This window comes from Xenorhabdus siamensis, from assembly GCF_037996745.1.
Classification (GTDB): Bacteria; Pseudomonadota; Gammaproteobacteria; order Enterobacterales; family Enterobacteriaceae; genus Xenorhabdus; species Xenorhabdus indica.
Map to the genome: position 1 here is coordinate 64,091 of NZ_JBBMXE010000014.1, position 24,230 is coordinate 88,320.

At 45.2% G+C, this 24,230-nt stretch carries 20 protein-coding genes, 1 tRNA gene and 4 pseudogenes; 18 read left to right on the plus strand and 7 right to left on the minus strand.

All coding sequences use genetic code 11. From position 1 onward, the window contains the following. Positions 1-86 precede the first annotated feature (86 nt). From AAC852_RS14245 to AAC852_RS14280, 8 genes and pseudogenes are all read left to right on the plus strand, one after another. Positions 87-176, plus strand: a pseudogene (locus AAC852_RS14245) (IS200/IS605 family transposase); the annotation flags it as partial. Between the two features lie 226 nt (positions 177-402). Next, entirely contained in the window at positions 403-1,809 is a 1,407-nt protein-coding gene (locus AAC852_RS14250; protein ID WP_340621584.1) for an MFS transporter, read from the plus strand. An 8-nt stretch (positions 1,810-1,817) separates the two neighbouring features. After that, positions 1,818-3,092, plus strand: coding sequence for a condensation domain-containing protein (locus tag AAC852_RS14255; protein ID WP_340621585.1), 1,275 nt, complete (start codon positions 1,818-1,820; stop codon positions 3,090-3,092). Positions 3,093-3,493: 401 nt separating this feature from the next. Continuing rightward, positions 3,494-3,859 carry a hypothetical protein gene (locus AAC852_RS14260; protein WP_340621586.1) on the plus strand — a complete coding sequence of 122 codons (366 nt, stop codon included), beginning with the start codon at positions 3,494-3,496 and terminating at the stop codon, positions 3,857-3,859. A gap of 295 nt (positions 3,860-4,154) precedes the next feature. Next, complete coding sequence (locus AAC852_RS14265; protein WP_340621587.1) at positions 4,155-5,072, plus strand: integrase domain-containing protein; 918 nt, start codon at positions 4,155-4,157, stop codon at positions 5,070-5,072. 224 nt (positions 5,073-5,296) lie between these two features. Continuing rightward, positions 5,297-5,947: a DUF2971 domain-containing protein gene (locus AAC852_RS14270; RefSeq protein ID WP_340621588.1), complete on the plus strand. Its 651-nt coding sequence runs from the start codon at positions 5,297-5,299 to the stop codon at positions 5,945-5,947. Positions 5,948-6,044: 97 nt separating this feature from the next. Further along, positions 6,045-6,278 carry a hypothetical protein gene (locus tag AAC852_RS14275; protein WP_340621589.1) on the plus strand — a complete coding sequence of 78 codons (234 nt, stop codon included), beginning with the start codon at positions 6,045-6,047 and terminating at the stop codon, positions 6,276-6,278. Then, positions 6,226-7,469 (plus strand): annotated as a pseudogene (locus AAC852_RS14280) (IS110 family RNA-guided transposase). The gene AAC852_RS14275 and the pseudogene AAC852_RS14280 overlap by 53 nt, the downstream one beginning before the upstream one ends. Positions 7,470-7,623: 154 nt before the next feature. Here the strand turns inward: AAC852_RS14280 and AAC852_RS14285 are convergent. Together AAC852_RS14285 and AAC852_RS14290 are read right to left on the minus strand one after the other, a co-directional pair. Beyond that, complete coding sequence (locus AAC852_RS14285; RefSeq protein ID WP_340621590.1) at positions 7,624-9,474, minus strand: ATP-binding protein; 1,851 nt, start codon at positions 9,472-9,474, stop codon at positions 7,624-7,626. Beyond that, positions 9,471-10,502, minus strand: coding sequence for an SIR2 family protein (locus AAC852_RS14290; protein WP_340621591.1), 1,032 nt, complete (start codon positions 10,500-10,502; stop codon positions 9,471-9,473). The genes AAC852_RS14285 and AAC852_RS14290 overlap by 4 nt, the downstream gene beginning before the upstream one ends. Positions 10,503-10,832: 330 nt before the next feature. Here AAC852_RS14290 and AAC852_RS14295 point away from each other — a divergent pair. Further along, positions 10,833-12,266, plus strand: a pseudogene (locus AAC852_RS14295) (IS1182 family transposase). Positions 12,267-12,329: 63 nt separating this feature from the next. On the opposite strand, the gene AAC852_RS14300 reads toward AAC852_RS14295, so the two are convergent. Then, complete coding sequence (locus tag AAC852_RS14300; RefSeq protein WP_340621592.1) at positions 12,330-12,512, minus strand: hypothetical protein; 183 nt, start codon at positions 12,510-12,512, stop codon at positions 12,330-12,332. Positions 12,513-12,542: 30 nt separating this feature from the next. On the opposite strand from AAC852_RS14300, the pseudogene AAC852_RS14305 reads away from it, so the two are divergent. The 9 genes and pseudogenes from AAC852_RS14305 (at position 12,543) to AAC852_RS14345 (ending at position 19,748) form a co-directional block, all read left to right on the plus strand. Then, positions 12,543-13,236 (plus strand): annotated as a pseudogene (locus AAC852_RS14305) (IS1 family transposase). 226 nt (positions 13,237-13,462) lie between these two features. Beyond that, on the plus strand, positions 13,463-14,050 hold the full coding sequence (locus tag AAC852_RS14310; protein WP_340621593.1) for an antirestriction protein: 588 nt from the start codon (positions 13,463-13,465) through the stop codon (positions 14,048-14,050). Positions 14,051-14,152: 102 nt separating this feature from the next. Continuing rightward, on the plus strand, positions 14,153-14,617 hold the full coding sequence (locus AAC852_RS14315) for an antirestriction protein (protein ID WP_340621594.1): 465 nt from the start codon (positions 14,153-14,155) through the stop codon (positions 14,615-14,617). A gap of 119 nt (positions 14,618-14,736) precedes the next feature. Next, positions 14,737-15,279, plus strand: coding sequence for a hypothetical protein (locus AAC852_RS14320; RefSeq protein WP_340621595.1), 543 nt, complete (start codon positions 14,737-14,739; stop codon positions 15,277-15,279). 16 nt (positions 15,280-15,295) lie between these two features. Next, a complete protein-coding gene (locus AAC852_RS14325; protein ID WP_340621596.1) occupies positions 15,296-15,589 on the plus strand; it encodes a TA system toxin CbtA family protein in 294 nt (97 codons plus the stop codon). Positions 15,590-15,679: 90 nt separating this feature from the next. Continuing rightward, the gene (locus tag AAC852_RS14330; RefSeq protein ID WP_099108873.1) at positions 15,680-16,603 is read left to right on the plus strand and encodes a DUF1281 domain-containing protein; all 924 of its coding nucleotides are present in this window, start codon (positions 15,680-15,682) and stop codon (positions 16,601-16,603) included. A gap of 108 nt (positions 16,604-16,711) precedes the next feature. Next, positions 16,712-17,401: an N-6 DNA methylase gene (locus AAC852_RS14335; RefSeq protein WP_340621597.1), complete on the plus strand. Its 690-nt coding sequence runs from the start codon at positions 16,712-16,714 to the stop codon at positions 17,399-17,401. Positions 17,402-17,628: 227 nt separating this feature from the next. Continuing rightward, entirely contained in the window at positions 17,629-18,639 is a 1,011-nt protein-coding gene (locus tag AAC852_RS14340) for a TraI domain-containing protein (RefSeq protein ID WP_340620969.1), read from the plus strand. A 101-nt stretch (positions 18,640-18,740) separates the two neighbouring features. Next, positions 18,741-19,748, plus strand: coding sequence for a tyrosine-type recombinase/integrase (locus tag AAC852_RS14345; RefSeq protein ID WP_340620970.1), 1,008 nt, complete (start codon positions 18,741-18,743; stop codon positions 19,746-19,748). Positions 19,749-20,096: 348 nt separating this feature from the next. On the opposite strand, the gene AAC852_RS14350 is transcribed toward AAC852_RS14345, so the two are convergent. The 4 genes from AAC852_RS14350 to AAC852_RS14365 form a co-directional block, all read right to left on the minus strand. After that, positions 20,097-20,172: transfer RNA gene (locus AAC852_RS14350), tRNA-Phe, on the minus strand. A gap of 130 nt (positions 20,173-20,302) precedes the next feature. Further along, entirely contained in the window at positions 20,303-20,875 is a 573-nt protein-coding gene (gene dicD / locus AAC852_RS14355; RefSeq protein ID WP_340621598.1) for a division control transcriptional repressor DicD, read from the minus strand. 58 nt (positions 20,876-20,933) lie between these two features. Beyond that, complete coding sequence (locus AAC852_RS14360; protein WP_340621599.1) at positions 20,934-22,667, minus strand: protein-disulfide reductase DsbD; 1,734 nt, start codon at positions 22,665-22,667, stop codon at positions 20,934-20,936. A 233-nt stretch (positions 22,668-22,900) separates the two neighbouring features. Continuing rightward, positions 22,901-24,202 (minus strand): anaerobic C4-dicarboxylate transporter, encoded by a 1,302-nt coding sequence (locus tag AAC852_RS14365; RefSeq protein WP_340621600.1) that lies wholly within the window; start codon positions 24,200-24,202, stop codon positions 22,901-22,903. Between the last annotated feature and the right edge of the window lie 28 nt (positions 24,203-24,230).

The following is a 24,230-nucleotide window of genomic DNA, read 5'->3' on the forward strand; positions in this document are numbered from 1 at the left end:
AAATTTATTTTTCCATATGAAGGTTAAAACCACCAATTTTGGTTGATCAGCTTTAGTTGCAATACTGTGTTGTATGGAAGATGTAAATGGACTGCAGATACGGTAGTCACACTGTATTTCAAGTTAAATATCATGTTGAGTGGGTAATGAAATATAGACACAAATTGCTAGTAGGTAATGATAAAGGCCTATAGTGCATTATTTTAAATCGTTCAGTATGGATAATTGACGCATCTTTCAGCCAATGCGTATCCGGACTTTTAGTCCGTTAATTACTAACTCACCGACTTTAGTCGGAGGTTGTTGAGCTTGCAATCTTCACGGCTGTAGTACTAAAAAATAGGGCTGTATTAACGGAGTAGAACCAGCTTTAATTGACCCCAAAATTTAGAGGAAGGAACTATGGATACTGTAAGTAAAAAGAGATGGCAAGCGCTAGGTGTAATCTCTATTATTCAGTTAATATTACTGCTTGATGCTACTGTAGTTAATGTAGCACTACCACGGATTAAGTATGATCTAGGACTCACAGATGGATCTTTAACTTGGATTGTAAATGCGTATTTAATTACTGCTGGCTCGTTACTATTACTTGGGGGACGTATAGGTGATACCTGTGGAGTATTGCGCACATTCCAAGTAGGCCTTGCTATCTTTGGGGGAAGTTCTCTTGTAGCGACGATCGCTCCTAACGCTACTATTTTAATCATAGGTCGCGCTGGGCAAGGGGTCGGTGAAGCTTTAGCTTCGGCGACTGGTTTAGCGATGATATCCTTGTTATTCCCTTCAGGCCCTGATCGCGGTAAAGCATTTTCAGTCTGGGCAGCTCTTGGTGGACTTGGCTCAATAATTGGGGTTTTATTATCCGGCGTAATCACAGAACAACTTTCATGGCGCTGGATTTTTGGAATTAATATACCGGTTGTGTTGATTCTAGCTATAGCTACAGTATTAGTGATACCAAAATTTTCCAACCAAATATCTACTCGATTAGATCTTAGTAATGCCATGATGTTAGCGGTTGCCGTATGTATAACAGTGCTTGGCCTAATTGGTTCTGGAATCGAACAACTTTTATGGCTCCGAATTGTGATGTTCTTATTGGGCGTATTCGGTATTACTATAGTGTTAATGCGCTGTAAGCGTTCTGAGAATAGCCTCATCCCTGCCCGACTAATGACCAGGTCACCAAGATTAATAGGGTACGCTATTATTGCAATTCAAGCGGGAACATCTGGTGCTGTTTTTTATCTTGGTGTTTTGTTAATGCAAGATTATATTGGAATGACTCCTTTGCAAACAGGTCTCGCTTGGCTACCATTCTGTTTTGGCTTCTTCCCTGGAATTTTTCTATCTCAGTTTATGAATCAGAGGTGGAATTCTCAGATTGCTGCTATTTTGGGTTTATCTATCTCTGCTTTTGGTTTCCTATTGTTTGCTATCGGGATACCTATGCAAAATTACTGGGTTGGAATGATGCCTGCAATGCTTGTCACGTCTGTTGGTTTTGGTTGTGTTGCCCCAATTGCACAATCTCTCGCAACTACTGGGCTTTCTGAATCTGATGCTGGAGCTGGATCAGGTATAGCAACAACAATTCAACAGTTGTTTCAAGTGGGAGGAATGACACTTCTAGTCGCTATCGCTATTAGTTTTACGGATGGAATTGGAATTTCGACTATTGAATCTAATGGTTTTATCGCCGCATTTACTATATCTGCAATGATTTTTATCGGTGGAGCAATTCTTATTAGGATCAAGCGTAATGCATTAATCCTAAATGTAGAAAACACAGAAATTAAACATTAGGTGCTTTTATGTATCAGAACTCTCTAATTTCATTTGGGGAAGAACTTCCTATAGTTGTACCAAGTACAATAAGCCTACGTGAAAAATGGATCGGAGCAATGTTAGATCAAACGGGAAAGGCTTACTCCGGAGCATTACGACTCGATTTTTCTCCTGGGTGTGTGCCGGAACGAGTATTTAATGCAGTTATTGATACAATAATACAGCATCCTATTTTAGCTGCTCAATTTGATATTGAAGGTGATACACTTGTTGGTCACGCTCCATGCAAGACTAAGTTATATAATGCTCTTTGGGACTGCTTGAATGCTAATCATACAGGTATAACAGATGAAATGTTCCTAGCTTATCGAGCAAATAGGGCTAGTGAACTTGGACTCAGAATAGCATCAGACATTGATGATACTGGGATTCACGTGTGGATAGGATTTTGGACCTATACTTGCGATGGCACATCAATTGATTTGTTAATTGAAGACATCGTTCAATGTTATTGTTATAAGCCTAGAATATCTACGTGCTGGATAGAATATGCCCATATGGTAAATTCTCATGTATCAAAAAAAATAATAAGTTTACAGGAACGAATTGAAGTTTACCCAGAGGTTGGCCCCTATGGAATTGATTCAATTAGAAAAACACCGAATTACTCTGTAGGAGTTATGCAGAGCGTAAAGTTTAGTACCTCTGTATTGCGTAGTAATGTTTTGGCTTATGCAAAAGCTTGCCGTGTCACTCCATTTGTATTGTTATTCTCTATTTTCCAACGCGCGATCAGTGCGGTCAGCGAAGTCTCTACTGTTGTCACAGGTGTTCCATTTATTAATCGAAAGAACCCCGATGAGTTCACCGTTGTTGGCCCTCTGTCGAATACTGTTCCGATCACGACTTGCCATATACTAGGTGAATCGCTACATAACATACTTAGTCGGGTACAACGTGACATAATTAAAGCTTCGACTCGTCAGGACATAGAATCGGCTGCTTTGTATCCCGATGGCATTTCTGCCCGAACTGTAGCCTATGAACTCCCTTTTCCTCAACTATTTAATGCTTGGAATTCACAATGTGACGGTACACGAATACCTCTAGGAGATAGTGAGTGGATGAATCTTCAGTTGCTACCAAATGGTACTTGCCGAGTAGGTTTTGAAATTACCTTGGATGAACACTCTGAATATATATCGGGGAGAATTGATATGGATGTTAATGCGTATGGTATGTGTGTAGAACAGGTAATTAAATATATGATTGATGATTTAGAGAGTATTAATTTGGATTAGGCTCAGATCCTATGAATCAATTGTACCTGTTTTCCACAAATCAAGAGTGATTTCTTCATTACACGCGACTCCACATTTTTTATTACTGTGGAGTTCCTATTAGTGAAGTTGTAATATGGCTCGGCTCATCATCGCGCGTTAATTATTCAACAACCACTGACTAAAGTCGGTGAGTTAGTAATTAACGGACTGAAAGTCCGGATACGCATTGGCTGAACGATGCATCAATTATCCATCCTGTTGTGGAATATTAATCATGTATAAATGAGTCGGTTTGCCCCAGACAAAAAGGGCTGGACAAAAATTTGATCTTGCTTGAATAAATCGTTAATATCTTTTTGTTATCTCATGATCCCTCGCCTGCAACGAAAACTCCCGTAGCCTGAAAGGGAGTGCATGCATTGCGGTACATCTGCGCACTTTTGGAAGCAGATATCCTCGGACACCTAACCCTCCGTCTGATGATGAAAGTCTCCCGGTGTGATTCACCACCGGCTATTCACATAACCGAGCAGGACATGCTCTGTCTTACGTTAAACGATACCGTTTTCATCGGTACAACATTCATCTGCGTTTTCAATTCATCACGATCAACGTCCCAAATATTGCGCGGCGTCACTTGTGTTAACGCGCAGCGATTACCAAGTGACGTCGCCGGGCGTCAGCGTCCAGAGCGCATTCGGTCTGCCTTCACGACCGATTTGAACCCTGAATTACTCAGTGAAACCATGCAAAACAGATTATTAACAGACATTTTGTTTGATTGACGAACGAATTCCAGATCTGGTTTTCAACCCACCGCCTTAAAACAGGCTGATGCAGTAAAAAAAGGAGAGATGACATACGTCAAGATAATGAGGCGTTCATCCTGAGCTGATCAGGCAATGAACGGGGAGCCTTCCATCGCTGTGCTCAGCACATCGCGAGCTCCTGCAATAACTCAACACAACCTCACTCTGCTACACATTATCTGACGCACCACGGACGGTGAACCCGAACCGACACGCAGAGACTTGTTTAAGAAATCGATAAAAAAGAGAAAAAGTGACAAGAGAGGCGGGAATGGCGCAGAAATCGGCACGCTCAAAAATTGAGTTGTTCAGGAAAACATTTATTACCCATGCCCGACAGTCGGGCGGGAGTTTTGTCACGGTGGCGGATCGTGAGCGGATTGCCCGGCAGTTCCTGAATTTTCTAAAAGATAGCGGGATCAAGCTCCGGCAGATGGACAGCCTTAAAGCGAAATATATTGAGCGCTATATTGCAGAGAGAAAGGTCAATTCTATTAGCCACCGAACCCTGCAAAATGAAATGTCCGTGCTGAGAGGTGTGTTAGCGCAAGCCGGAAAGCATAAGCTGGCTGATCCTGATAATGTTCGCCTGAGCAACCGGGCACTCGGTATTGCTGAAATCGACCGAAAAGGCACAAAAACGGCGCTGACACCAGCGGCATTCAGCAAAATCTTTCAGCAGGTCGAACAAAAAGACCGGAATGTGGCGGCGGTGATGCAACTGGCCTATGTGTTGGGACTGCGTACCAAAGAAGCCGTGGAAGCCTATAAATCCTTAGCCACCTGGAAAAAAGCCCTGGAAAATGGGCAGACCTCTGTGCGGGTGATATTTGGCACCAAAGGCGGACGGCCGAGGCAGACGACCATATTGGATCGGGCAGCGCTGCAACATGCCATTGCTTATGCCGAGCGAGAGCAGGCAGAGCGGGGTGGAAAACTGATTGATAAACCGACGATCACGCAGGCCATAGACCGCTACCGCTATATTGTCAGAAGCTCTGGACTGGCGGGTAAGAATGCCCCGCACAGTATGCGCTACCATTTTGCCCAGCAGTCCGGTGAATATTACAAAGCGCAGGGATTCAGTGAGCGGGAAGCGCTGGCATTGGCATCAATGGATTTGGGGCACGGTGATGGACGTGGGCGCTATATCCGGCAGGTGTATTACCAGAAAGATGAGGCGGAATAACACTATTTTCCCTGATAAAAGATAATTATCTGGATTAATCGCTACCCTGCCTGACCGTCAGCTATGAGCGAAACAACAGGCGCTTAGCCTACGATAGAAATAGCATAGAGATGTCTGGATGATTCGTGACTATTCAAAGTTAAAACTACATGCAATAACACTTCCTTATTTCTGTATTCCGTGCGATTCTTTGATATAAATCCCTTAGAGTGGTGGTAGTTAAAATGTTAAGAACTGTTTATCACTTCACAACATTAGATTCAGCAAAACTAATAGTAAGAAAACAAAAATTAAAAGTATCGCGTATTAATAAATTAAATGACCCATTTGAATTGTTATCAGCAAAAATTGGAGACAAGGAATATCGGCTTAAAATAAAAAAACAAAAAGAAAGTGCAAATGATTTATATGGGATAATTTCATTCAGTAAATCATGGAAAAACCCTGTACAATGGGCACATTATGCTGAACGGCATAATGGCGTTTGCCTAGCTTTTTCTATTGAAAAAGACTTGTTGACTGATATTGTTTATCATTCTAAGAGGATACACCAAAATGATATTTTAGAACCAAAAACCGCTTTGAAGTATAAATTTAAAAGCTGGAGTTACGAGCAAGAGACAAGATTGATAATAGAATTACAAGATAAACTTATAATTAAGTGTGGTGATATGCATTTTATTCCATTTAACGATAAAATAAAACTTGATGAAATTATATTCGGTGCAAATACAACTAAAGAAACTGAAGGTGAACTTTACCGAGAAGTCAATCCTAATCATTCCATCAAATATAATAAGGCACGACCAGCATTCAAGTCTTTTAGAATGACATATAAAAAAAATTGGAAAAATGAAATGATTAAATCATTGTAAATTACTAATACCAGTTTTAACTGCCTCCAGCAACGTCCGTTTCTGACACAATATATACATTCACACCCCAGAATTACACTGTTAGGTGATTCAGGGTATGCACTTACTGGTTACGAATAATGAGCGAGAATCATTCGATGATCGCCGCTTTTCTTTTGAGTCAGTAAGTGCTCCACGTTCGCTAACGAATACTCAGGGCATGCAACAAACTGCTGGCTATATTGCTTTCGAAGAGCGTGGAGTGCATACCCATCCCCGATGGAAAAAAGGAGAGGGTAATGACGGCGATAAATCAGTTTACTGCTCATATTGGTCTGGATTGGGCAGATAAAAAGCACGATGTCTGTGTTCAATTTAAAAACTAAAAACGGTGAGCGCGTATTCCATGTGATTAAACATACACCAGAAGCACTTGATACCTGGCTCAAAAGTTACACAAACAGGTGAAAGGCAAGATAGCTATTGCCCTTGAGCAGAAAAAAGTCCCGTGGTGTACGCTCTTCAAAAATACCCATTTATCACCGTTTTTCCAATACACGCGTTGTCACTGGCCCGCTATCGGCAGACCTTTTGGCCCAGTGGCGCTGAGGATGATCCGCAGGATGCCGAATTAGCGTTAGAACTCATGCTGCGCTATCCCCAAAAGATAAAAGCTATTGAACCCGACAATGCGGATATCTGATTGCTCCAACAATTAGTTGAACAGCGTCGCCAACTCGTTGAAGACAAACGTCGCTTTGTAAATCGGCTCATCAACACGCTGAAACGGTACTACCCACAACCTCTGGAGTGGTTCTCTCATCGGGACAGCACGCTATTCTGTGACCTGATTACCCGCTGGCCCAGCCTGCAACAATTACAACGGTCCAGAAGTGACACCGTTCGTCGTTTTATGAACGCCAAAGGTGGCCCCTCTGTTGCCCATACAGAACAGCGCGTAGCGAGCATTGCCAATGCGATTTCCCTCACCATACATACAAGTGTCATTGAGGCAAATGCACCCATGGCAACAGCACTGGCATCACAAATCAAACGGGTGAATGATATTATCCGAACCCACAACGAACGAATCGAAATGTTGTTCGATACCATGCCAGATGCAGATCTGTTTAAATCATTTCCCGGTATGGGGCCCTGTATGGGCCCACGAATGCTTGCGGCATTGGGCGATAACCGTAACCGCTTTAGCAGTGCAGAAGAAATTCAAAACTACACAGGTATCGCGCCGGTCACCGAGCGAAGTGGTCAGAAATCGTGGGTACACTGGCGATAGCAATGTGCCAGGTTCGTCAGGCAGCCGTTTGTTGAATGGGCTGTCAAGACAGTTCAATCATCATACTGGGCCAAACTGTACTATCAGGGGCAACGTGAAAAAGGAAAGTCTCATCAATCCGCTATCCGGGCGCTGGCGTTTAAATGGATAAAGATAATTTACCGCTGTTGGAAAACCAGAACCTGTTACGACGAAACAAAATACTTACTGGCACTCAAAGATAGAAATTCGCCTTTGCTTAAAGAATAAAAAACTTGTCAAATGTCTCAGGGCGTGATGCGGACCTGTGGGAGCATCGGGTCAGGCGGACCTACGTTCAGGGCTTCGAACGATGCAGGGATGCTCCGGTTTTATACATGCCTGATTTATTATGCTGCCCTTTGAGATGTATACAATTCAGTACTTAAAACATTAAGTCACCTTCTGCATCATTCTCCTGCTCTTTATTGATTAACTCATTGAATGTAATCGTTTTACTTTGGGGTTTCTGGTCGTGAGGAAGCTCCGCCACTCTCAGTTTAAGCGGCATCGGGCTGACTATACCGCTGAATATGCAGGTTCCGGTGGAGAGAGTCGGGATGGACTCCTCTGTCAACCGATCTATATAAGAAACGGATTTTTCAATTGCATAAAGATCGTTCTGGTTAATAAGGCGATGAATAAAATAGTTGTGCGCCTGAGAAATAATAGTTGAGGAAATATCGTTCGGACGCTGGCTGGAAATAGTAACAAACACGCCAAATTTACGGCCCTCTTTGATAATTTCTTCAAAGGTCTCAAGTCTGTAATCTTTCCAGCTTTCAGTTTCCCGAAATGACGTGTTTGATAGGATATTATGCGCTTCATCAATAACGATATGAAGCGTTGAAGGCAGGGTAGACAACTTCTTCATGTTATAAGCCCATTTGGCAATCAGAAGAGGAAGCGTCTTCTTCATGGTAATGTTAACCATATTGAGATTAATGACGGTAAAATTACCTCCATTCCAGAAGTCTCTCTGCCCCGTGGTATCAAATATTTTGGCTATATCCTTCCGGTTAGCTTTCATTCTGTTTATAACAGGTAAGACGTGTTCCGGATTCGCTTTATTTGAAAAAAACTCATAGATAAGCTTCAGCCACATAAAATCCAAGAGGCTCTCTATCATATTTTTTTTAAAATCGAATACACAGGCTTTTTTGTAGATATAAGATCGTTCCACATCAACTTCAGAGTTGAAATGATATCTCTCATTTCTTATTTTCCATTTAGGGCCTCCTGAATGAAATTCAAGATCGGAAAATAACTCTGGGTCGTCACAGAAAATCTGACTTAACATCGCATTAATCGCATCACTTTTAATTTTGTCACCACTAAACAGGTTCTGTTTTATCTTTTTCTTGAGCATATTTCTCATGTACTCAAGAGCATTATCAGCCCCCATAACTTCTGCTTGGAACTCCAGAACACGTTTTAGGAACGGCTTCTGGGTCTTGTCCGTCGCGTCGGTCAGAACGGAGAGCATGTCATGTTCAAGCAGGGCTTCTCTAGGAAGGGGAAGTTTATCGCCATTTGAATGGTGCGTATTCAGGTTGTAAACCGTTTTCTCATCAGTAATACAGTTTTGTGCTGTATATTCTCCGTTAAAGTCTAAGAGAATAAACCTGCATCTTTCTTTGAAGCGGTCGCCCAGCATCTGCTTTATCTGAGCAGTACCAGCTTTATAAAGTGCTGCTAGCGTGTTTGATTTTCCGCTGCCGGTGTTACCGAAAATCGCGATATGCGAATTAATAAGGCCGTTGACCGGCAGCGCAATCTCTATATCTTCGAGGTCAGTGCGGGTGAAAGTCATCACCGTTTCGTCTGCATTCGCGATCTGATACACCGTCTGTATCATTTCTTCGGTCACCACAAAGGCCTCGTTACCTATGAGAGGCAGTTCACGTGAACCGCCAACGAAGCTGCCCCTGCGGTCGATATATCCCGTTAGCGTGGCCGTCAGGTAGCGACGATAACGCCAGGCATCGCTGCCGCTGCCGGCGGGGTGTTTTTCTTCAATGATTCTCTCCGCTTCCACTTTGCCAATCAGGCTCATGAATCCTTTCTTGATCTCAATGAAGCTACCTACGGAAACGTTTCTCAGCACCTTTCCCTGATAAAATAAGTCGCTGAGATTCTTGTTTTTATCCACGAGGATAATTACCGCTCGCCCAGATATTTCGCAGACTTCGCCAACCCGTAGCACCGCTTCCTCATCCGTAAAATGCCCGCTCACCTCGCCCCTCCCAGATAACTTGTGATAATGTTATTCATTGCCGGAAAATCTATATTACCTCCCGGGCGGTAGATTACTTCTACGTTGGAATAATCACGGAATTTATCCATAAAGCCGTTAACGCTAGCTTCGTCGAAAGCAAATATTAGTAGTTTAAGAGTGGCATTGCGCAGGGCTTTTTTTGTCAGCGTTTCAAGATGCTCATCGGCAAATGAAAAACCAAAGACGACGAGAAGGGTAGCCTCTTTATCCAGCTCATTTGAATAGACCCGCAGCAAATCATAATAAACGTTTTGCAGAAGCGTTTCTTTGAATTTTTCCTTTCTCGGAAGAATAAGAGCGTGAGCGAGAACCCACTTTTTCTTTTCATCATCCGAGTTAAACCCCAGAAGTTTCACCTTATCGAGGTTGTAGATAATTTTCCCCATGAAGTTTTTCCATGAAAGAGAACCATGAAGCTTAATAAGATTAACGGTAGGAAGTTCGACTTTATAGTTATATAGGTTGCCAGTAGCGCTTACAGAATAGTTAAAACTGCCTGCGTCAAATTCCTCATCTCCCCAGAGATTCGTCCGTTTGCTGAATCCATCATTGAAAATGACATTATTATTGCGTGTGGCTGCCTCCTCAATAAATAAATCATAATTAGTCGTGAATACGTTTATCCGCCGTGGAAGCAAACCGGTACGGCGGCGCGTAAGTATTTTTTCCAGAGAAGAGATGAAGGCATTATAGTTCTTTTTGGTGGCATCTACGTTCGGGATAACAAGGGGATCGTTACTGCAGTTCAGCATGCATTTATGCGGAAGCCAGACCGCAGATAAAAACTCGGCGGCCATATCAAAATACGCCTCTTCCTTCTCATTATTAATACGCTGCTGGAGATCGTTTTCGATTGTTCCCAGTACTCTGATAGCGGGCAGCGATGCGCCTGACCCGATGAGAAAGTTGATATTGGCCGACTGAAACACTCGCTCAAAGTAGTCTCTGTCGCCTTCGTTACCGTAATATGCTCGCTTAACTGCCATCTGACACGTCCATGAAGTATTAGGATTAAACTGTATCAGATCATTTTAACGGTCACCGCGTACTTTTACATCAATTCTTTCTGTTCTTGGCCCCTATCAACAGCAAGCTAAACGCAGTTTTGGACTTTACCTGACCTGCGCTCAATTTAGTTATGTACCTTGATTTATGTTATGTTCGCCCCTGGCACAGACTGTGTAAAAACCCTTGATCACCTTTTGGTCTAAATACGATGTACTTATGATCAATGGGTCTTAGTTACCGATCCAATTTCAAAGCCAAGTCCAGTCCAATATCATCAGATTGGTAAGCATAATCATGGAGATTCTGGCCTGTCTCACCATATTACTGGTCAATCAAGGCATCAATCCACGCCCTTTCCAGAACTCATGGACGACTTTGTTAGCGAAGATAACCCAGTGCGAGTTATTGATGTCTTTGTTGAACATCTAGATTGACTCGACTTAGGTTTTGAAAGCGTGAATCCCAAGTCAACTGGCCGTCCTGGATATCACCCTGCCACGATGCTCAAGCTCTGCATTTACGGTTATTTAAATCGAATTCAATCATCGCGACGGCTGGAGAAGGAATGCAACCGCAATGTCGAGTTAATGTGGCTGCCTGAACGTTTATCTCCCGACTTCAAAACGATTGCAAACTTCAGAAAGGATAATGGTAAGGGAATTAAAAACGTTTGCCGTAAATTCGTCGAGTTATGCCGACAACTCAACATGTTTGAAGATGCCGTGTTCGCTATTGATGGTAGTAAATTCAAAGCCGTCAATAATAAATCCAAAAATTACACCTCCAGTAAAGTGCAGTTTCATATCGAGCGAGTTGAAAAAAGTATCGAGAAATATTTAAGCCAGATGGATGCCAAAGATGGGAACGAAAAAGAGTCTGAGCCGACCGTCGCAGCATCGAAATTAGCCTGGCTAAAGCAGCGCTTGGTTGAGCTAAAAGCACTCGAAAAACAAGTTAATGAGCATCCGGACAAACAGATATCACAGACGGATCCTGATGCCCGCTTGATGAAAACACACCACATGGAAAGACAAGTCTGCTACAACGTGTAAACGGCGGTCGATACAAAGCACCCTCTCATCGTTTGCCACGACATCGTCATGACAACAGACCGAGGTCAACTGACATTAGTTGCCGAGCAAGTCCAAAAGGTTTTGGGGAAGAAATCTATTACAGTGTTAGCCGACAAAGGCTACTTCAGTCGAAATGATATCAAAGACGCGCATGATCAAGGCATCAGGGCGAATGTGCCACAAATTGACATTTCAGGTTCGGAGAGCAAAGGCATTTTTAACAAGTCTCTCTTCAAGTACGACAACGGCAGTGATGTGGCGGGTAAAAGGTTACAAAAGCGAATGAAGGTCATGGAGAAAGGTGTAGAACGGGATATTTACTTCAACAACTTAGCGTGCAATGAATGTCCAATCCGGTCTCAATGCACAACATCAAAGAAAGATCCCCGTCGCATAAGACGATGGATACATGAATCGATTATTGATGACAGGCAAAAACGGTTGGACGAGAATCCGGAATTCCCGGTGATAAGGAAACAGCGTGTTGAGCATCCGTTTAGCACGATAAAAATGTGGATGGGAGCGACTCACTGTTTGACTAAACGCCTCAAAAATGTGAGCACTGAAATCAGCCTCAGTGTTCTTGCTTACAACCTGAAACGTATGATGACCATACTGGGAACTGTCGGTTTGATGGCTGCCATCAGTCTGAGCCAAGTGATAAAGTAAGCTTGGTTTCACCAAAAATCTGCCCCAAACGCTCAAGGCACGCTGCTTTTAAATGACTTCATATTACAAGCCACCAATCTGCATCAGAACATTGTGAATGTGATGAGCGCTAATCGGATGCTTAAATGCAACCCAAATCGATGTTTGTTGGATGAAATCTACAACTAACTCACGTTTGTCCAGAAACGCGTTAGTGCATTTGGTCATACCCTGAAATTTGGGTTGTGATATCAATTTATTGATCATGTATAATCTTTCTATTTGGAGAACATTCAAATGGCAAAGATTGATGTAACCTGCCCCGCTTGTTGTGCTTTTAAAGGGATCCATCGCAATGGGCGCTCACGTTCTGGTCATCAACGTTATCTTTGCCAATCCTGCCGTCATTCTTGGCAACTTGAGTTCACTTATGCCGCATGTCGCCCCGGAACCCATAAGCAAATCGTCGATATGGCCATGAATGGCATGGGATGTCGGGCGACAGCGCGGGTGATGGGGATTGGCCTAAATACCGTGCTTCGCCACTTAAAAAGCTCAGACCCAAATCGGTAACAGAAGCCATTGCGCCCGGCACCGAAGTGATTATCTGCTGTGAAATGGATGAACAATGGTCGTACGTGAAGTCAAAGAAACAGCCGCGCTGGCTCTTTTACGCCTACGACAGGACAAGACGAAAAGTGATCGCCCATGTTTTTGGTTCAAGGACAAAGAAAACATTAATGCGCCTGATGGCCTTGCTGGCACCTTTCAATATCGTTATTTATATGATGGCTGGAAAAGTTATGAAAAAGCATTGGCAGGGAAACGGCATGTGGTCAGTAAGCGTTATACCCAACGTATAGAGAGGCATAATCTGAACCTTCGTCAGCATTTGGCAAGACTGACTCGAAAAACATTATCTTTTTCAAAATCCATAGAAATGCATGACAGAGTTATAGGATATTATCTGAACATTCATCACTATCAATAAATGGTAGTCATAACCGAAATTTGAGTGGCAGCGTGCATTCTAATCAATTCAAATGAGTAACATCACGCTTCTGATATTATTTCCTGTACCCAAAAATGAATTACCGCTTGATCGTACTGTTCCCATTGGTTAGCGTAATCAGACTTATCAATGATCCAGTCGCTTGTGAGGATCACCTTCGGGCAGCGACACCCACACTCCCGTAGCCTGCAAGGGAGTACACACTGTGTGGTACATCTGCTCACCTTTGGAAGCAGATATCATCTTTTTTGTTGATGATGAAGGTTATTTAATCCACCCTGGCATGACGCCAGCCACCCAACGGGGAATACGTTTCCCGTCGGGCAAGGTGTTCTCCGTTGTTTTTAAGGAGTCCACAATGCAACAAAACAAAACCAGGACAACGGTGCATGCTGTACCGGCGTCTGAATTGTCCCCTTTTGCGGACGTCTTTCCGCGAAGCAGTCCCCTTGAACTGATACTGCTGGAACACACGGTCATTAAAGCGGCGGTCACGCTGTGTGAAGATTACCGGTGTGATACATGGCAGTGCCGGAAAGTGTCGGACAACATTGCCTATGCTGTGCCGACACGCGCTGACACGTATGGGGTCAAAATCGAGACCACTGACTTTAACGGCGAAGTATCCGCGGATACGTTCGGGCTGATGGTCACCCTGAGCGTACTGGGCTATCTGACGGCACTGATGAAGCAGGATGAAGTCGCTGAACGGTTTTGTGATTTGCGGGCATACGCGCTGCAACATCCCCAGGCTCAGTGTATTCGGGCGGCTTTAGGTTTAGCGGGAGCATGACGATAATCTAATCTACTCTGGCACGATGCCAGTCACCCGGACGGGGAACAGCTTCCCGTCGGGCAGGGTGTTCTCCGTCTTTTTTATTGACAGGAGAACATGATGCAAAAAAGTGACCTTATCATGCTGGACAGTCCTGCGCTGTCTGCTGTGTTTCCCGGCAAAAAACCGCTGGAGCGGTTGTTTCTGGGGTTTCTGATTGCCAATACCGCCGCGCATTTATGTGGTGAATACCGGTATGAATACTGGGACAGGCGGGATGCCACTGGGCAGCTGACTTATCTGGTGCCGACATCCGCCGCCACCTATTCTGTCCATTTGCCGGACAATGCGTTAACCGTCACGCTGTCTGCTGATGCCTTCGGGCTGGCGGTGACGACAGCGGTGTTTGCCCGTATCGCGGTACTGGATGAATCCAATGAGGATGCCTGTCGGTTTCGCGAATTGCGGGAATATGTGAATCAGCATCCGGAAAACGCTCTGATAGGGTCAGTCATGACATTGGGACCCCACGAGGACTTTATCAGCCCGTCATTAATCGAAAATCAAAATAATCACTCTCACTAACGTTATCAGCCCATGATGCTGTTAACCCTTTTCTTAAGCGCCTGACCAGGGAGCCGAAAACACCTTCCTGATATCGGGCGGGTGTTTTCTTTATTTGACATTCAATCAAGGAAATACCGATGAACCCGATTTTTTTACCGGCATCAGATGAAGCCGGTACGACATTCCATGAAGACATTTTTACCGTACAGGTCACCGGCCTGATGCAACACCCGCAAGCGAGGCAATCACTGCGGGAAGAAACCCTGGCCGTGTGCGAAGCGGCCTCGGTAACCGAAGCGGTGCAGCGCCTGAAAGTTATCCATTTACTGGGTGACTGGCCGGTGCCGGAAACGTTATCTCATCAAACGCAGGGCGTTTTTTCCCCGCTGACCGTGATGATTTATGACGCCGGGGACAGAAAAGTGCTCGGTGGCCGGTTTTATGACGAGATTGTCTGGGCGCAACCGGTGACACGGGCCTCAGAACGCCTGTCACTGGAAAAACAACAGCAGCAGTTGTGTCAGTCAGCCGTGCTTGAGCAAAGCTGGCAGAATACACAGGCTGCCCGGTCCTTATGGCATAAGGCGCATTTATTGTCGCTGCATGCGGTTTCGCCCAGTTATCAACAGTGCCGTGAAGTGCAGGATATTCTCCGGCACGGCACAACAGTCAGCATTTAACACATAAGGTATGACTATGGCACCTTTACGTTTAACCGTCTGGCAGGTGATTGCCGGTATGCTGCTGAAGCGGCATTTTGGCCTGAACCTGGAGGATACGGCACTGTGTGAAACAGACACGGTCGCTGAACTGATACAAAACGGCATCCGACCCTCTGAGGCCATTAACGAATTAGTCGATAAGTACGATTTAACCCGGCTGAATGCCCCGGTCATCACGCCCGGTACGCCTTACCTGGAGGTGCATGACGAACTGATGGTCATTTTCGACAGTCAGCTGGCTGGTATTTTCAAACCGGATAGTCACTAAATCCTTTTTTACTTACCCGACGGGGGAACTGACTCCCCGCCGGGACAGTTCCTCCTTTATTTAACATTATCAATCAAGAGGAACTTAACCATGGCAGAGTGGATCACGAATCAACTGGACATCACCGGCAAATCCGTCTGTATCGATGTGATGCAGCAATGGGTCTGTGGCGAAGAAGCGCCCCGTTACCGTCAGGCAGTCTTGCAGAGTCTGCGGCTGTTTCTGGCCGGGTGCGCCGGGATACTGAAACCCACCAAACCCCTGACTTACGCGCCTTATCCGGCGCTGATACGAGGTACTGCGGCACCGACTGCGCAACATCTGGCCTTTGAGCAGTGGCTGATGTTGTTACAGGATAATGCGCTGCTAACCGGCGACACCATTAAACGTATCGACCATCTGTACCGTCAGTCGGGCTTAAGTCTGCTGCGCTGGGAAAATATTCCGGAACCGGCGCGTGAGATTATCGCATCACTCCTGATCCGCCAGTATACCGACTGGTTCGGTATGGTGAGCTGGTCTGATAGTCCCGATACCGGCGCCTGCTGGGACAGGCTGAATGTGTCTCCGACATCCGCCCAGCCCTGCGATATGCTGATGATCATGCCGACCCGGTTAGCGACCGAGATTAACGGCAGCAGCGGATTGCTGAAAGGCATTGCCTCCACCGTACAGTTCTACGACGAGCACTACGGGCTGGAATGGCCGTTCGGTCACCATGTCCGCTGGGAACGGCGTAATGTCAGCAGCTTAACCGTGCGTTTTGATTCACCGTGGGCACCGCCCTCTGCGGAACTGATGGGGGAACTGTCAGCGATGTTTGATTGCGAGATCCGCCATTGGTACAGCGAACCGTCAGGAAGCCTCAAAGGCTACGATTGTTATGATCAGGGTGAGCATGTAGACAGCGGTAACGGCTTACCCGGACGCGAAAACCGGCCTGCACTCTATCTGGTTAACGGTGAACAACCCGAAATCAGTCAGGCACTGCCGGCGATTGCTGTCGGACAGTAGCGATTTGTTCAGTACCTTATTCTTTATTTTCACTTCAACCGAAGGGGGAAGCACGTTCCCCTTCCGGGGCGTGTTTTCCCTATTTTTATGCGACAAGGAAAACACGCCATGGCGTCTCGTACCGATTACCAACAGGAATTTATCTCGCTGTTTAATCAAACCGCCCGCTATCAGCCTCGTTATCAGGTCTTCCGGGATTTTTGTCACTGCGCAATGGCGGCCATTCACAATAAATATTGTTTCAGTGAGGAGCTGGAGCAGTTTTATCTGAAAACCATCAGGAAATATGCGCGGGAAGATGTTGACCGGATTGTAAAACTCTTTTCCACTGCCGTGCTGGCACTGGCAGAAGCGCCCGGCGATTTTCTCGGCACGGTGTTTATGCGGCTGGAGCTGGGGAATAAACACCTTCAGCAGTTCTTTACGCCCTGGAGTGTCGCCAGAATGATGGCGGAGATACAGTTGCAGGATGTTTCCGCACGCTTGCAGGAGAAACCCTTTGTGACCCTGTACGAGCCGGCTTGTGGGGCGGGCTGTATGACACTGGCCGCTGCCGACGTCTTGAGAGAGCAGGGGCATGATCCGTTATGCAGCCTGTGGGTGTCAGCGATTGATATTGATCCGCTGGCCGCGGTGATGGCTTACGTCCAGCTTTCTCTGGCCGGCATTCCGGCAGCGGTCACTGTCGGCAATGCGCTGGATGATGGCGGCAGCAAACGGACACGTTACACGCCGGCCCATTATCTGGGTAACTGGTCGAACCGTTTACGGGAGCATCAGCAGCCACAGGCCGCCTGAATTTTTTCAGCCTCTGTTCTGTTACTCTAATGCGCCTTTCGGGGCGCTTTCTTATTTTCGAGTAGTTTTAATATATTGATTTATAGTGAAAATTAAGGTGATCCGATAAGCGAGTCGGTGGGTGAATCGAGTCAGTTTAATTTTCATTTCCGTAAAAAGAGTTTTTCCTTGTTTCAGACCGGGATTCACCGACACTGAGCCCAATTTGAACCGAAAGAGGAAAAGCCATGTTTCAGCGTTTTAAATCGCATTTTGCCCGCCAGTCTGCCACACCGCAAAAATCATCCGAACAACAACCGGAAGCCATTCGTGACAGCCGGGGCTATTTCCGGCCGCAATCGGTGGATAAGTTACTGGCCACCCCACTGCGCCGTCAGTGTCTGACGCAATTATGGCAAAACACTGCCTTGCCCGAAGGGCTGTATCAGCGTTTTTATTTCGCACCGGTGAAGCAATTGCTGAGCCGTGTCCAACAGGTGCCGGCAACACCGGAAGGTAACTGGTCGGGCAGCGGGGATTTTGCTGACCTGACGCTAAAGTTTACCACCTGTGCCGTGCGGCTGGCGAAGGGACATCTGTTACCCCCCGGGGCAGCACCGGAAACACAGGCAGCCCAGAGCTTGCTATGGCAGGCGGTTGTGTTCTGGACGGCATTATTTTACCACCTGCCCCTGTTGCAGCACCTGGAAGGGGAGCTGGATGATGGGCATGACTGGCAGCCGGGATTGTGGACGCCAGGCCGTCGCTTTCGTTTCCGGTTCCGGTCGTCCCGGCCAGATTTGTCTGTGCCACTGAACGCCATGATGGCAGCCCGTTTACTGCCGGAAGATGCGGTGACCTGGTTGTTTCTGGTACCGGACGCATGGACTTGCCTGACATTGCATCTTGGTGGCCATTCATCCTCTGTACCGTTGATTGATGAATTACTTCAGGAAGCCGCCGGACAGGTGGAGTCGCCTTTATTGAAACCGGGGAATTCTGCAGAATTGTCTGATGTCGCTGGGGTATCACCTGAACCTGGCCAGGCTTCTCCGGATTCCCCATTAGAAATGGCACCGGCATCTGAGCCATCCGGCGAGAGTGATACCCAGACGTTATTGTCTTTATTTCAATCCGGTCATGGGTCCTCTCATCAGGAGAAGGCAAAAAATCATCATCACGGCTCGAAATTCGCCAAACAGTCTGTATCGGATAAAGAAAATGTTGCCAGAAAAGATAACCACAATACATTATTGTAATGTAAATAGTTTAACTGATTATTTATATCTTGTATTTCCATAAAACCGTTTATGAACAATTGAGTGTCATGATTTATTTAATATATTAAGGAAAAAATAACATGTTGCCTGCCGCAGAAAAAATCAGTTGGGATGAGTTATTGGAAGAGTACTTTTTTTCACATATGTTGCGACCGGCCACCGAGTGGAGTTATCGCAAAGTTACCCGGGTCTTTATCCAGTTTATGGGAGAAACGGTGTTGCCGGAACAGGTCACTCACCGGGATGTGCTACGGTGGCGGCGTCATCTTTTGATGGAGAAAAAACAGTCGAGCCATACCTGGAACAATAAGGTGGCCCACCTGCGGGCTATTTTTAACTTCGTAATGGACAGGAAACTGCTGCCATTTACCGAGAACCCGTTTAGCAATGCGGCGGTGAAAAAAGAGAAGAAAAAGAAGAAAATTCTGAGTAAAGTCCAGATAACCCGTCTCTACCTGCTGATGGGGCAGTATGGGGAAGAAGAGCGAACACAGGTTGCTCCCCGGGGAGGGCGTTGTGCTTTATACCCGACCGGGTATTGGCTGACGGTGCTGGATACGTTCCGGCTGACAGGCATGCGTCAGAACCAGTTACTGCACCTGCGATTACGGGATATCAACCTGGATGGCAATTATATTGTATTGTGCGTCGAGGGCAGTAAAAATCACAGTGAGTGGCGGATACCGATGATCCGGCAGCTTAAACCCCGGCTGGCGCAACTCCTTGAACAGGCGAGAGCCTGTGGAGCGAAAGAGGATGATCCGCTGTTTGATTTAAGCCGTCTGAGTTTTCGTCATCACGGGCGGATGGCCAGTTACCAGTATGATCACGATAAAGAAAGGCAGCATATTCGTTCTTTTTTCAATCGGTTGTCGAAAGAGTGTGGTTTTGCGGTCTCACCTCACCGTTTTCGTCATACACTGGCAACAGAGCTGATGAAAGCACCGGATCGTAATTTGCAGCTGGTCAGGTGTTTGCTGGGTCATCGTAGTCTGGCAACCACCCTGGAATATATTGATATCGATATGGAAATCGCGGGTAAAACGCTGGAGAATGAACTGGCGATATATCTGGATATTTCGGTGTAAGGATATCAGGGAAAAAAAGACAGGGCAGGCCTCAGACAGGATTAGGAGGTGGAGGTCTTAGTGAACGGCCCTGCATCAATATCGATGGTATGAAAAATGGCTAATACCGATCCGGCATCCCGTAAAGTTTTTCCCTTACTTGACATCAGAATCAATTACTGAAATCATTATTTTAAATGAAAAAAGAGTGCTTGCAAATGCAGGCACCCTGTATTCATTATTTACGGCTTTCTTAAACATTGAGTGTGCAAATTAGGCGATCAATTGTTTAACATTGAATTAACAGCCCTAAATTTTAACTTATTTGTTAATTATCTGATAATATTCAACAAATTAGCTTTAAAATCTTGGTGCCCGGAGGCGGAATCGAACCACCGACACGGGGATTTTCAATCCCCTGCTCTACCGACTGAGCTATCCGGGCTAACGGGGACGTATTAAACCGTATTAGTTCCAATCCGTCAACGACTTTCTGCGAAAAAAACGTGAAAAATGGTTGTTGGATGTATTTTTATACTGCTCTGGTGTGATTATTCAACGTTGGCTACTTTTTATCAGCTCAAAGCTCCGTCTTTCCGGCATTTAGCAATGATCAGAATATCCTGAGCCAGTAGTTTTGCCGTAATCACAACCTCAAGTTCTCTTTTCACCAATAGCTTGCTGAGACAGCCTTCAAGGATAAGTTCCATCTGTTTGGCAATCTGTTCACTATCTTCAATATCAATTTGCTGTAATAACCCGATCGTATAGTGAAAAGAATTCTGTTTTTGTAACTCTGCAAGTTGGTGAATCGGATGGTCACTATCAGGAAAAGCGCCACAAGCTGCAATGAACAAACAGCCGGGATAGCGCTGCTCTTGTACTTTTTCCTCTAGCGTATCGTAACGAGCCAATAATTTCTGCTCTGGGCTTAAGGTTTCATCCAGCAAGATGTGACGCTGCCAGGCTTCAATTTGCTGACTATGATAGCGTAGACAATCGTAGAGCAGGGCCTCACGATCAGGCCAGAAATGTTTTATGTGGTTGATATCAATATTGAGGGGAGTTAAAAGTGTCTCCAATGTTGCTGACAGACCATGCTGCTCAAGTAAGTTCAGACTATGACTAAGCACATATTCACGTTGCACAGTTGTTCTCCTTTTAAATAATTTCTGTTTACCCTTCATCTTGCTTTGCTGGTTCCGGTTAGGAGTCTATTGGATATAGATGCTGTAAGTGGCGGTTGAAACGTTCTGCATCCATAAATCCATTAACTCGTGAATCGGATAGTTCTTTTCCTTGAGAGTCAAAAAACAAAATAGTGGGAAGCCCCATCACCTTCAATTTTTGTAGCAGTTCTTTCTGTTTGGGGCTATTTTCTGTGACATTAACCTGTAACAGGAGGAAGTTGCTTAACTGTTTTTGCACCTGTGGGGCGCTGAAGGTATATTTTTCGAACTCTTTACAGGCCACACACCAATCTGCATACAGATCCAACATTATCGGTTGGTGGCGGTTTGCAGCCAGAATTTGGCTCAATTCCTGCCAGTCGCTGACTTGTTGAAATTTCAAATATGCTTGTTGTTGTGCTGTGGCCTGAGTTCCCCATACCCAATCCTGCAAGGGGCGTGACGAGATTAAAGCCAGTGTCAGTAGAATGAGTTGTAGGGTACGTAACCAACCATTTTTGTTGTTGAGTGTTAACACAAAAGCCCAGCTAAAGAAAGCCACACCCAACATGCTCCACAATCTTATTCCCCAGGTTTCACCGAAAACCCTTTCCAGTAAAAAAATTGGCAGTGCAAGAATAATAAAGCCGAATGCTTCTTTAACGTATTGCATCCATGGGCCGCTGCGGGGTAAAAATTTGTGGCCAAATAAAGTAACAGCGATGAGTGGTAACCCCATTCCCAGTGCATAAAGGTAAAGTGTCAGGCCACCAAGCACAGTGTTACCACTTTGAGCGATGTAAAGTAAAATGGCGCTAAGTGGGGCGGTTGTACAGGGAGAGGCAATCAGTCCTGCCAGCATTCCCATAATAAATACCCCCAAATAGGAACCACTTTTCTGCTGGTTACTCCAGTTCACTAGACGCGTTTGAATAGAAGAAGGGAGTTGTAGTGAATATGTTCCAAACATCGATAACGCCAGTAGAATAAACAGTACAGACAGCCCTATCAGAATATAAGGATTTTGTAACGCGGCCTGAAATTGTAAACCTGCCGCAGCGACGATTAACCCCAATACAGTATAAGTAATAGCCATTCCTTGCACATAACTCATCGCCAGCCAGAAAATACGTTTCAGGCTTTCGGGTCTCTGTTGCCCCAAAATAATGCCGGAAATCAATGGGTACATAGGCAGAATGCAAGGCGTAAATGCGATACCAATACCAATCAGTAACGCCCATAACGGTGAAAAGGGAGTCTCATGTGTTTTGGGGAGTGTTTCTTTCTGTAGTGAAGGTTCACTCTGAGAGACATTTGGTGAAGAAGAAGCAATGACAGCACGCAGCGGTACGGTAATTGTTTCCGGGGGATAACAATATCCCGCTTCTGCACAGCCTTGATAAGAGACCTGAAGAGTAGAGTCATTTGTTGCAGCAAGAATGGGGATGTAAATATGTGCTGATTGGAAATAGACCTCGGTTTTGCCAAAAAACTCATCCTCATGAGCTGTCGCTTTGGAAAAATCGATATGACCTATTGTAGCTTGTTGGTTTGGTGTGATGATGAACTGTTTTCTATAGAGGTAATAACCGGGTTTAATGTCCCAGCTCAGTGTGAGTTGGCCCCCTTTCTGCTGAAAATCAAACATGAATGCTTGTTCAGCGGGAAGGTATGAATTTTGTCCGGGGCGTTCAAACAGGGCGTTAGCTGTCATGGGAGAAGTAGCTAATGCACTGAATAGTAGAAACAATATGAGAATACGTTTCATCATAAGATATCTTTTGCCTGCCTGTTTTTTATAGGGTTGATGGGGAAAATTTACCAGAATCAGTACTGTTACCAAAATCAGTGCTATTACCGATGAGATCCACGGCAAAAGGCTGCTTGCCTAATATTAAAACAGTGCGGTGTTTTTTTCAGGAAAGTTTATTGGCAGCAAATATGGGAAAGAAAATATTCAGGGGCTTTTTAAGCCCCTGAGATAACACTAAGCCAGTTTAAAAATTACAGAACCATGTCTCCAAATAGGAAACCGAATGCTACAGCTAATCCAACAGCAATTGTTCCCGGAATGAAGAACGGATGATTGAAAACGAAACGTCCGATCCGGGTGGTGCCGGTATCATCCATTTGCACTGCTGCAACCAGTGTCGGATAGGTTGGCAGAATGAATAGACCGGAAACCGCAGAGAACGAAGCAATCGCAGTCAATGGTGTAACATGTAAAGCCAATGCCATAGGCATCAATGCCTTGGCTGTAACTGCTTGTGAATAGAGTAAAGCAGAGCAAAAGAAGAAAATAACAGCCAATAACCATGGTTGTGCATGGATCAGATTACCCGCAGTTTCTTTGATCCAAGTAATATTGGCCTGAACAAAAGTATCCCCTAGCCATGCGACTCCCAGAATACAGATACAAGCACTCATTCCTGCTTTAAAAGTGCTTGAGTTCAGTATAGCGTCAGTATTGGCGGAGCAGATAACAGTGATAATGGTTGCGACACTTAACATAATAATCAGAATCGCACTGGTGGTGTTCATCAGCGGTTTTTCAATTAATCCCACACTAGGGCTATTGATAACTGCGTAGATAATGACGCCGGTAACACCTAACAAAAACAGCAGAACAGACAGTTTTGCCCTCGGCTTAATTTGGATCTGAGCAGAGCCACGCATTTCTACTAAGCCAGCAGTAAGGCGTTTTTGATAGATAGGGTCGTTAGCCAGTTTGGAATCGAAAAGCCATGAAACAATGAATGACATTAATACGATGGCAAAAAATGTAGCTGGCAGCAGTATCATGAGCAAATGAATATAACTGACACCTTGTTCTTCCATCATTGAGGCCATATAAACTACTGCCGCAGAAATTGGAGAAGCGGTGATCCCTATTTGAGCAGAGACAACAGCGGTTGAGAGCGGGCGGCATGGTTTGATGCCTTGTTCTTTAGCGACCTCCGCAATAACAGGTAATGTTGCCAGTGAGATATTTCCCGTACCCGCAAATAAAGTCAGAAAGTAAGTGACGATAGGCGCAAGGATAGTGATGTACTTTGGATTCCTGCGCAGTAATTTTTCGGTTTGTTGGACGAGATAATCTAATCCTCCAGCCATTTGCATAGCTGATATTGCAGCAATAACAGCCATAATAATTGAAATAACATCGAATGGAATGCTGCCTGGTTTGACACCAATGGCGGCAAGGATCAAAACGCCAATCCCACCTGCAAATCCAATGCCTATTCCCCCTAATCTTGCCCCCAGAAAAATGGCCAGCAGAACAATAACCAATTCTACGGCTAACATGTTGCATACTCCTTCATTTATTTGATTT

Excerpts from the sequence above, each read along its gene's own strand:
- AAC852_RS14250 (WP_340621584.1), top strand. The coding sequence starts at position 403 with ATGGATACTGTAAGTAAAAAGAGATGGCAAGCGCTAGGTGTAATCTCT.
- AAC852_RS14255 (WP_340621585.1), top strand. The coding sequence starts at position 1,818 with ATGTATCAGAACTCTCTAATTTCATTTGGGGAAGAACTTCCTATAGTT.
- AAC852_RS14265 (WP_340621587.1), top strand. The coding sequence starts at position 4,155 with ATGGCGCAGAAATCGGCACGCTCAAAAATTGAGTTGTTCAGGAAAACA.
- AAC852_RS14270 (WP_340621588.1), top strand. The coding sequence starts at position 5,297 with ATGTTAAGAACTGTTTATCACTTCACAACATTAGATTCAGCAAAACTA.
- AAC852_RS14275 (WP_340621589.1), top strand. The coding sequence starts at position 6,045 with ATGCACTTACTGGTTACGAATAATGAGCGAGAATCATTCGATGATCGC.
- AAC852_RS14290 (WP_340621591.1), bottom strand. The coding sequence starts at position 10,502 with ATGGCAGTTAAGCGAGCATATTACGGTAACGAAGGCGACAGAGACTAC.
- AAC852_RS14300 (WP_340621592.1), bottom strand. The coding sequence starts at position 12,512 with ATGATCAATAAATTGATATCACAACCCAAATTTCAGGGTATGACCAAA.
- AAC852_RS14315 (WP_340621594.1), top strand. The coding sequence starts at position 14,153 with ATGCAAAAAAGTGACCTTATCATGCTGGACAGTCCTGCGCTGTCTGCT.
- AAC852_RS14320 (WP_340621595.1), top strand. The coding sequence starts at position 14,737 with ATGAACCCGATTTTTTTACCGGCATCAGATGAAGCCGGTACGACATTC.
- AAC852_RS14325 (WP_340621596.1), top strand. The coding sequence starts at position 15,296 with ATGGCACCTTTACGTTTAACCGTCTGGCAGGTGATTGCCGGTATGCTG.
- AAC852_RS14330 (WP_099108873.1), top strand. The coding sequence starts at position 15,680 with ATGGCAGAGTGGATCACGAATCAACTGGACATCACCGGCAAATCCGTC.
- AAC852_RS14335 (WP_340621597.1), top strand. The coding sequence starts at position 16,712 with ATGGCGTCTCGTACCGATTACCAACAGGAATTTATCTCGCTGTTTAAT.
- AAC852_RS14340 (WP_340620969.1), top strand. The coding sequence starts at position 17,629 with ATGTTTCAGCGTTTTAAATCGCATTTTGCCCGCCAGTCTGCCACACCG.
- AAC852_RS14345 (WP_340620970.1), top strand. The coding sequence starts at position 18,741 with ATGTTGCCTGCCGCAGAAAAAATCAGTTGGGATGAGTTATTGGAAGAG.
- AAC852_RS14360 (WP_340621599.1), bottom strand. The coding sequence starts at position 22,667 with ATGATGAAACGTATTCTCATATTGTTTCTACTATTCAGTGCATTAGCT.
- AAC852_RS14365 (WP_340621600.1), bottom strand. The coding sequence starts at position 24,202 with ATGTTAGCCGTAGAATTGGTTATTGTTCTGCTGGCCATTTTTCTGGGG.